General features: G+C 67.0%; 10 protein-coding genes. 2 read left to right on the top strand and 8 right to left on the bottom strand.

The features are described from left to right. The first annotated feature begins 213 nt into the window (after positions 1–213). Entirely contained in the window at positions 214–1311 is a 1098-nt protein-coding gene (mtnA, locus tag MBTS_RS04200) for an S-methyl-5-thioribose-1-phosphate isomerase (RefSeq protein WP_192215151.1), read from the top strand. A 61-nt stretch (positions 1312–1372) separates the two neighbouring features. Here the strand turns inward: mtnA and MBTS_RS04195 are convergent, their stop codons facing one another. The 8 genes from MBTS_RS04195 to MBTS_RS04160 all read right to left on the bottom strand — a co-directional run bounded on the left by MBTS_RS04195 (position 1373) and on the right by MBTS_RS04160 (position 6684). Beyond that, entirely contained in the window at positions 1373–1705 is a 333-nt protein-coding gene (locus MBTS_RS04195) for a type II toxin-antitoxin system PemK/MazF family toxin (RefSeq protein ID WP_056144439.1), read from the bottom strand. Further along, a complete protein-coding gene (locus tag MBTS_RS04190) occupies positions 1702–1926 on the bottom strand; it encodes an antitoxin MazE family protein (RefSeq protein WP_026175752.1) in 225 nt (74 codons plus the stop codon). The genes MBTS_RS04195 and MBTS_RS04190 overlap by 4 nt, the downstream gene beginning before the upstream one ends. Positions 1927–2015: 89 nt before the next feature. After that, complete coding sequence (locus MBTS_RS04185) at positions 2016–3011, bottom strand: MaoC family dehydratase (RefSeq protein WP_056144436.1); 996 nt, start codon at positions 3009–3011, stop codon at positions 2016–2018. Positions 3012–3311: 300 nt separating this feature from the next. Next, on the bottom strand, positions 3312–4409 hold the full coding sequence (ychF, locus tag MBTS_RS04180; protein ID WP_056144433.1) for a redox-regulated ATPase YchF: 1098 nt from the start codon (positions 4407–4409) through the stop codon (positions 3312–3314). A gap of 13 nt (positions 4410–4422) precedes the next feature. After that, positions 4423–4869, bottom strand: coding sequence for a PIN domain-containing protein (locus tag MBTS_RS04175; protein ID WP_082473145.1), 447 nt, complete (start codon positions 4867–4869; stop codon positions 4423–4425). Then, positions 4805–5086, bottom strand: coding sequence for a hypothetical protein (locus tag MBTS_RS04170; protein ID WP_192215150.1), 282 nt, complete (start codon positions 5084–5086; stop codon positions 4805–4807). The genes MBTS_RS04175 and MBTS_RS04170 overlap by 65 nt, the downstream gene beginning before the upstream one ends. Before the next feature lie 47 nt (positions 5087–5133). Next, positions 5134–5754, bottom strand: a complete 621-nt coding sequence (gene pth, locus MBTS_RS04165) for an aminoacyl-tRNA hydrolase (RefSeq protein ID WP_192215149.1) — start codon at positions 5752–5754, stop codon at positions 5134–5136. Between the two features lie 234 nt (positions 5755–5988). Beyond that, the gene (locus tag MBTS_RS04160) at positions 5989–6684 is read right to left on the bottom strand and encodes a 50S ribosomal protein L25/general stress protein Ctc (protein ID WP_056144420.1); all 696 of its coding nucleotides are present in this window, start codon (positions 6682–6684) and stop codon (positions 5989–5991) included. A gap of 323 nt (positions 6685–7007) precedes the next feature. On the opposite strand from MBTS_RS04160, the gene MBTS_RS04155 reads away from it, so the two are divergent. Beyond that, positions 7008–7431, top strand: a 424-nt coding sequence (locus MBTS_RS04155; protein WP_192215148.1) for a retropepsin-like aspartic protease family protein, incomplete at its 3' end; no start/stop codon positions are given.

The raw sequence follows: 7431 nt of genomic DNA, 5'->3' as shown, positions 1-7431 counted from the left end.
GCGGAGCCACCCCCACTCCTGACCTCTCCCCACAAGGGGGAGAGGGACGCGGTCTGCCTACGAAAGCAGGTGTGCAAATCAAGCCAGGAAGGTAGGGCGGGATTTCGAGCGGCTGGCCTTCCAGCTCGCACGTCCCTTAAGGACCGAAGCGACAAGCATGGCGCGTGGCCCCAGGACTGGCCCTTCCGCCCGGAACATGCGAGAGGCCCGCGCATGAACATCGACGGCACACCCTACCGCACCATCCTGCCCGCCGCCGACGGCGCGTCCGTCGAGGTCATCGACCAGACCCGCCTGCCCTTCGCCTTCGAGATGAAGCGGCTCGCCACCCTGGACGAAGCGGCCGTCGCCATCCGCACCATGATCGTGCGGGGAGCGCCTCTCATCGGGGTGACGGCGGCCTATGGCCTGGCCCTGGGCCTGCGACGGGACGCTTCCGATGCCGGGATCGACCATGCCGTCGAGACCCTGGCCGCCACCCGCCCCACCGCCATCAACCTGCGCTGGGCGCTGGACCGTGTCGCCGCCAAGCTGCGCGAGGTCGAAGTCTCGGAGCGCGCCGCCTACGCCTTCGCCGAGGCCGGGCGCATCGCCGAGGAGGATGTGGAGAGCTGCCATGCCATCGGCCGCCACGGCGCCGCGATCCTGGCCGATCTGCACGAGGCCAAAGGTCGCCGCCTCAACGTGCTGACCCATTGCAACGCCGGTTGGCTCGCCACGGTGGATTGGGGCACCGCCCTCGCGCCGATCTATGTGGCGCACGAGGCCGGCATCCCGGTCCATGTCTACGTGGACGAGACCCGGCCGCGAAACCAGGGCGCGGCGCTCACCGCCTTCGAGCTCAATGCCCACGGCGTGCCGCACACCGTCATCTCCGACAATGCCGGCGGCCACCTGATGCAGCATGGCGAGATCGACGTCTGCATCGTCGGTTCGGACCGCACCACGGCCTCGGGCGACGTCTGCAACAAGATCGGCACCTACCTGAAGGCGCTGGCGGCCTCCGACAACCGCATCCCGTTCTATGCCGCCCTGCCCTTCTCCACCATCGACTGGACCCTCACCGACGGCGTCGCGCAGATCCCGATCGAGGAGCGCGACGGCCGCGAGGTCTCCCACCTCACCGGCCGCCTCGCCGATGGCGGCTTCGCCACTATCGAAGTGGTGTCGCCCGGCAGCCCCGTGGCGAACCCCGCCTTCGACGTGACGCCGGCGCGGCTGGTGACGGGCATCATCACCGAGCGCGGCGTGGCCTCGGCGGATGCGGAGGGATTGTTGGCGCTGTATCCGGAGCGGCGCTCGGCGGTTTAGCCGAGGGACGACTCCGTGCCGTTCCCGGCGGCTGCTCAGAGCCCTTTGTCCACTCGACCGGTCATATCGAGGCTAGACCAAGGAAAACGAAGATCGCCCGGTCGAGCCGGGCGATATCGTCCTCGTCCAAAGTTCCAATCTTGTTGCCGAGCTTAGACTTCGGAACGGTCGTCACCTTGTCGGCCATCAGGCGGGACGCAGCGCGCAGACCATTCCGCATGCTTGGCGTCAGTGGAACCCGGAATAGGGGTGCGTCCGTCGGATCGGTCGTCAATGCACAGACCGTGATGGAATCGGTCGCGTCGAAGCGATCATCCTGAATGATCACGACCGGACGTGGCTTACCGGCGTAATCCTTTCCCCCTGAGACCGTCCAAACCTCCCCTCGCCTCACGCCTCGTCCCAAGACGAGGCGGCATTGATGAAGCTCTGATCGTCCTCGGCATGACGGCTCGTGGCGACGGCCGCCGATTGCCGATGCGCTTCCTCGGCGAACGATGAGGAGCTTGGGTCCGGAATCCAGATTCTCACCGGCTTCAGACCCTGGCGGCGCAAGCGAGCGTGACGCTGACGGATCGTCTCTGTGGTCTGTTCGGACTTCGGTGGGGCGTTCATGGCAAACCTCGGGGCTTGACGGCCCATGCTAACCACGTCGGAGCACGAATGCCAAAGGCATCTGCCTTCTCGGCATCGGACCGTCTCCATCAAACGGGGGCGTCCCATTGCCAGAACACTGACCCCGTGAACTCGAACACCCGCTCCCCGCGCTGGTTCTGCGCGGTGTTGTGATGGGTCGCGACGCCCCAGCCGGGGCGTGAGGCCGACTCGCGCTTGTCGAGGAGGGTGCAGGCGTAAGAGATCGTGTCGCCGGCATAGACCGGGGCGAGCCAGCGCATGTCGCGAAAGCCGGGAGAGGGGCCGAGCTGCGGCACAGGACCGGCCCGTTCCGTCAGGGCGATATCGCGCTGGCGGGTGATGTGCAGGCGCTTCATCCACACCGCCGCCGTGTGCCAGCCCGAGGCGCAGAGGGCGCCGAAATGGGTCTTTCGGGCGGCGTCCGCATCGAGATGGAAGGCCTGCGGGTCGTAGTCCCTCGCGAAGGCGATGATCGCCTCCGGGGTGAAGGCGTGGCGGCCGAGATCGCGGACCGTGCCGAGCTTCGCCTGTTTGAGGAAGAGCAGCATTTCCGCGTCGTTGCCCTCGATCACCTCGGCCGGGTCTCCGGGCGTCACCGCGCGGGGCGGCAGGGGCTTGGCCCCGCGCCGGGCGAACATGACGGTAAACGCCTGGGTCATTACCGACTCGTCGCGCCCGTTCACGACCGTGAGGGTGAAGCGGACGAAGCCGCGATCCGGCTTCGAGTTCGAGGCGCGGCACTCCTCCACCTTGGTGACGATCCGCAGGGCGTCGCCCGGCAGGACGGGGCGCAGCCAGCGCAATTGCGAGATGCCGGGCGAGCCCATGGAGGTGGCGCCGCGAAAGACATGGGCCTGGAGCAGGCGCATGCCGAACCCGGCCGTCTGCCAGCCGGAGCCGATCAACTGCCCCGCCAGCGTCGCCTTAGCGGCCTCCTCGTCGAGATGAAACGGCTGCGGATCGAACTCCTTCGCGAAGGCGACGATCGCCTCCCGCGTCACCGTGAGCGGGCCGCCCTCGATCACGTCGCCGGGGGTGAAATCCTCGAAGGTGATGCCGGTCATTGAACCTTTTGTCCCCGGGTCGAAGCGTTTCGGGTCGAAGGATGGCGCTGCGCTAGCTACAGGGGCGGGCCGCCTCTCCCCGCTTGCGGGGAGAGGATCACAAGCACCTCGTCGTGCTTGTGATGAGCGGAGCGAGGGTGAGGGGGCTGTACCGGAGGAGGCTCATTCGGACGAGCCCCCTCACCGTCGGCTGCCGCCTCGCCGCGCCGACGACGAGGTCGTCGCGGCCCTCTCCCCGCCTGCGGGGAGAGGGGATGGGCGTCCTCACCCCGGCGGATGCCGACAGGCTGGTCCAGCTCCTCAATTGGCGAAGCGGAAATGCAGCACGTCGCCGTCCTGCACCACGTATTCCTTGCCTTCGAGGCGGAACTTGCCGGCCTCCTTGGCGCCGCTCTCGCCCTTCAGCGTGGTGTAATCGTTGAACGCGATGGTCTCGGCGCGGATGAAGCCCTTCTCGAAATCCGTATGGATCACGCCCGCCGCCGCCGGGGCGCGGGTGCCCTTCTCGATGGTCCAGGCGCGCGCCTCCTTCGGACCCACGGTGAAGTAGGTGATGAGGCCGAGAAGCTCGTAACCGGCGCGGATGACCCGGTTGAGGCCCGGCTCCACAAGCCCCACCGCTTCGAGGAAGTCGCCCTGGTCGGCCAGCGGCATCACCGCGATCTCGCTCTCGATCTTGGCCGAGACCACCACCGCGCGCGCACCCTCGGCCTTGGCCTGGGCGATCACCGCCTCGGAATAGGCGTTGCCCTTGTCGGCATCCCCCTCGTCCACGTTGCAGACGTAGAGGACGGGTTTGGCCGTCATCAGCCCGAGGGTCTGGAACAGCTTTTCCTCCTCCGGCTTGCGGCTCACCAGACGGGCGGGCTTGCCCTCGCGCAGCAGCGGCAATGCCCGCTGGACGAGGTCGAGCATCTCCTTGGCTTCCTTGTCGGCGCCCTTGGCCTTCTTCTCGAGGGCGAAGAGGCGCTTCTCGAGGCTGTCGAGGTCGGCGAGCATCAACTCGGTCTCGATGGTCTCGATATCGGCCTTCGGGTCGACCTTGCCCTCCACATGGGTCACGTCACCATCGGTGAAGCAGCGCACCACATGGGCGATGGCATCGACCTCGCGGATATTGGCGAGGAACTGGTTGCCGAGCCCCTCCCCCTTCGAGGCGCCGCGCACGAGGCCGGCGATGTCGACGAAGGTCAGCCGCGTGGGGATGATCTCCTTCGACGTGGCGATCCGCGCCAGATCGTCCAGGCGCGGGTCCGGCACCGCCACCTCGCCGACATTCGGCTCGATGGTGCAGAACGGGTAATTCGCCGCCTGTGCCGCCGCCGTCTGCGTCAGCGCGTTGAAGAGGGTCGACTTGCCGACGTTCGGCAGGCCGACGATGCCGCATTTGAAGCCCATGATCGCGTGTCCGTCAGGTGAGTGCCAGCGTAGCGCTGGCGTGAGGCGTGAACGGGTTGATGACCCGAACCGTGTCGAGGATCTGTCCATCGGACAGGTCTTCGGACACGAAAGATTTGCACCCGGCCTGGATGGCCGATGCGATGGCCAGGCTGTCCCACCAGGAGAGGCGATACTGCATCTCCATCGCGATCGCCGTGCGGTGGGTCTGCGTATCCAGCGCTGCCGTGCAAGCAGGATAGAGGGTCGCCAGATAAGCGGCGGCGGCGCTCGGCGTCACGAGTTTACGCTTGTGCACCAAGACCGCGTAGCACTCGTTGAGGATTTGCGGACTGATCACGAGCCGGCGTTGACCGAATGCCAGTTTGATCAGGCGCACACTCGTCGCCCGCCTGTCAGCCGCCGCCGGATCCATGGCGTAGACCAGCAGGTTTGTATCGAAGAACAGCCGGTCGGTCATAGAGCTCCTCGCGCCTGGGCAGGTTTTCGGACACGCCCGACCAGCCGGGACCGTCGAGAAAGGCGCTCAAGGCGGCCAACTGATCCGCGACCTCGGGTGTCCTGCGGTCGGCCAAGGCCTGGCTCACGAAACGCGACAGGCTTTGCCCGCGCTTCGCCGCCTCGACCCGTGCCCACGCGAAAAGGTCTTCCTCCAGCGTGATGGTGAGGTTCTTCATGATGTCCACCTCCAGGACCGGAGATATCGTGTTCCCGTGTTTTCGTGTCAATCACGGCCGGTGGCCGCCGCATTGACCTGCTTGACGTCGTCCCAGCCCCGGCCCGCCATGGCGAGGTGGACCTTGTTCTGGAAGCTCGCATCCTCGCCCTGGGCCAGCAGCGCAGCGTGGTCCGCCACGGCGCGGCAGAGATCCTCCACCCAGGCCCGCTCGCCCTTGCCGAAATCGTTCAGGACGTAGGCATGGACCAGGGCCTTGTCGCCCGGATGACCGATGCCGAGGCGGACGCGCCGGTAATCGTTGCCGCATTGGGCGGTGATCGAGCGCAGGCCGTTATGGCCGGCATTGCCGCCGCCGAGCTTCACCCGGAGCTTGGCCGGGGCGAGATCGAGTTCGTCGTGCAGGACGATGACGTCGGAGAGGGCGATCTTGTAGAAGCGCTGCGCCTCCGAGACCGAACGACCGGATTCGTTCATGAAGGTCTGCGGCTTCAGCAGGACGACCCGTTCGCTGCCGAGCGTCGCCTCGGTCACCTCGCCCTGGAACTTGCGCCGCCAGGGCGCGGCGCGGTGGACGCGCGCCATCTCGTCGAGGGCGAGAAAACCGATATTGTGGCGGTTGCCCGCATAGCGGGCCCCTGGATTGCCGAGCCCGACGATCAGGCGCATGGCATCATCTCCAAGACGAGTTCGTCACGAGAGCGCTCTCCGCCGAAGTGGATGCCGGTTCGGCGGAAAAGAGCGCGGCAAAGCAGAAGATCTGGAGCTGCGCCCGACCCAACGTGGGCGGGCGCAGCTCCAGGACGGACGACGAAGAGGCGACGTCAAACGAAAAGGTGCCCCGACCTCGCGGCCGGAGCACCCGTGGACGAAGACGAGACCGGGGCGCGAAGCCCCAGGGTCTCAATCCTCCTTCTTGTCTTCCTCGGCCTCGGCGGCCTCTTCGGCCTCAGCCTCGGCCTTCTCCTCGGCAGCTTCCGTCGACTGCGCCTCGGCGATCGCGGCCTCTTCGGCCTCGACCTCGGCGCCGAGCACGGTCGGCGGCACGACGTTGGCGACGACGGCCTCGGCCTCGCCGGTGAAGGTCGTGTTGGCCGGCAGCGTCACGGCTTCGATGTGGATCGAATCGCCGATCTCGAGACCGGTCAGATCGACCTCGACCGCGTCGGGGATCGCGTCCGCCGGGACTTCGAGCGAGAGCGTGTGCAGCACGACGTTGAGGGTGCCGCCGTTCTTCTTGATGCCGGGAGCCTCGTCCTCGTTGATGAAGTGCACGGGCACTTCGACGGTGAGGTTCTGGCCCGCGACGACGCGCAGGAAGTCCACGTGCAGCGGCACGCCGGTCACCGGATCGAGCTGGAAGTCGCGCGGGATCGCGCGGGTCTTCTTGCCGCCGGCGTTGATCTCGAACAGGGTGGTCTTGAAGCCACCGGCGTAGATCAGGGTGCGGGTGCGGACGAGGTCGATGGCGATGGCCTGCGGAGCCTGACCGCCACCATAGATGACGGCGGGAACGTTGCCCTGGCGACGAACTTCCCGGGCGGCCCCCTTGCCGACCCGGTCGCGTGCCACGGCCTCAAGCGGCTTTACTGCGCTCATGGCGTGATCCTTCAAAAAAACAGAAAAAAGCCGCGCAACGCCAAAGGCCGCCCGAAACGGACGGCCCTCACCGATCCACGACGCGCCCGTGCCTCCAAGGGTGTCTGGCGAGCGCGTGAGGTGCATACCCGCAAGAGCCGCGAAGCGCAATAAGCGCCGAGACGAGCGAGCAAGACCCGCGACGCGATTGGGGAGAATGCCCGGAATCCCACCAATGCGGCGTTCATCATCCGAAGGGTCGGCTCCCGCCTTATGCGGACAAGCGAAGACTTCGTTCATTCGCTCCGCCGAGGATCGTACCCCGTGTGGCGAGGGATCCATCGATGACGCAGCCGGTCCTCTGGGCGCTGGGAGTCACCTCCGTCGCGGCGGCGGTCAGTTTGACCCTGGTGACGCGCTTCGAGAACGCCGCCCGCCCTCGGGAGCGCGGCGACGCGGTCCTCAACCTCGACAGCGCGAGCCTCGGCGGGACGAACCCGACGCGTTTCGCGCCCAACTCCGTCATTCTGGCGGCCGATACCCTCGGGCATTTCTCCACCGAGGTCGACGTGGCGGGGCGCAGCCTGAGAATGCTGGTGGATACCGGGGCGAGCATCTGCGCCTTCAGCTACGAGGACGCGCAGCGCCTGGGGCTCCACGTCTACGAGCGCGACTTCAACCGTCGCGTCGACACCGCCAACGGCTCCGTCTCCGTAGCGACTGTACGGATTCCGGTGATGCGGGTCGGGACGATCGGCATCCGCGACG

Source organism: Methylobacterium bullatum, assembly GCF_014845095.1.
Taxonomy (GTDB): domain Bacteria; phylum Pseudomonadota; class Alphaproteobacteria; order Rhizobiales; family Beijerinckiaceae; genus Methylobacterium; species Methylobacterium bullatum.
This window is presented reverse-complemented; position numbering and strand designations above follow the sequence as displayed.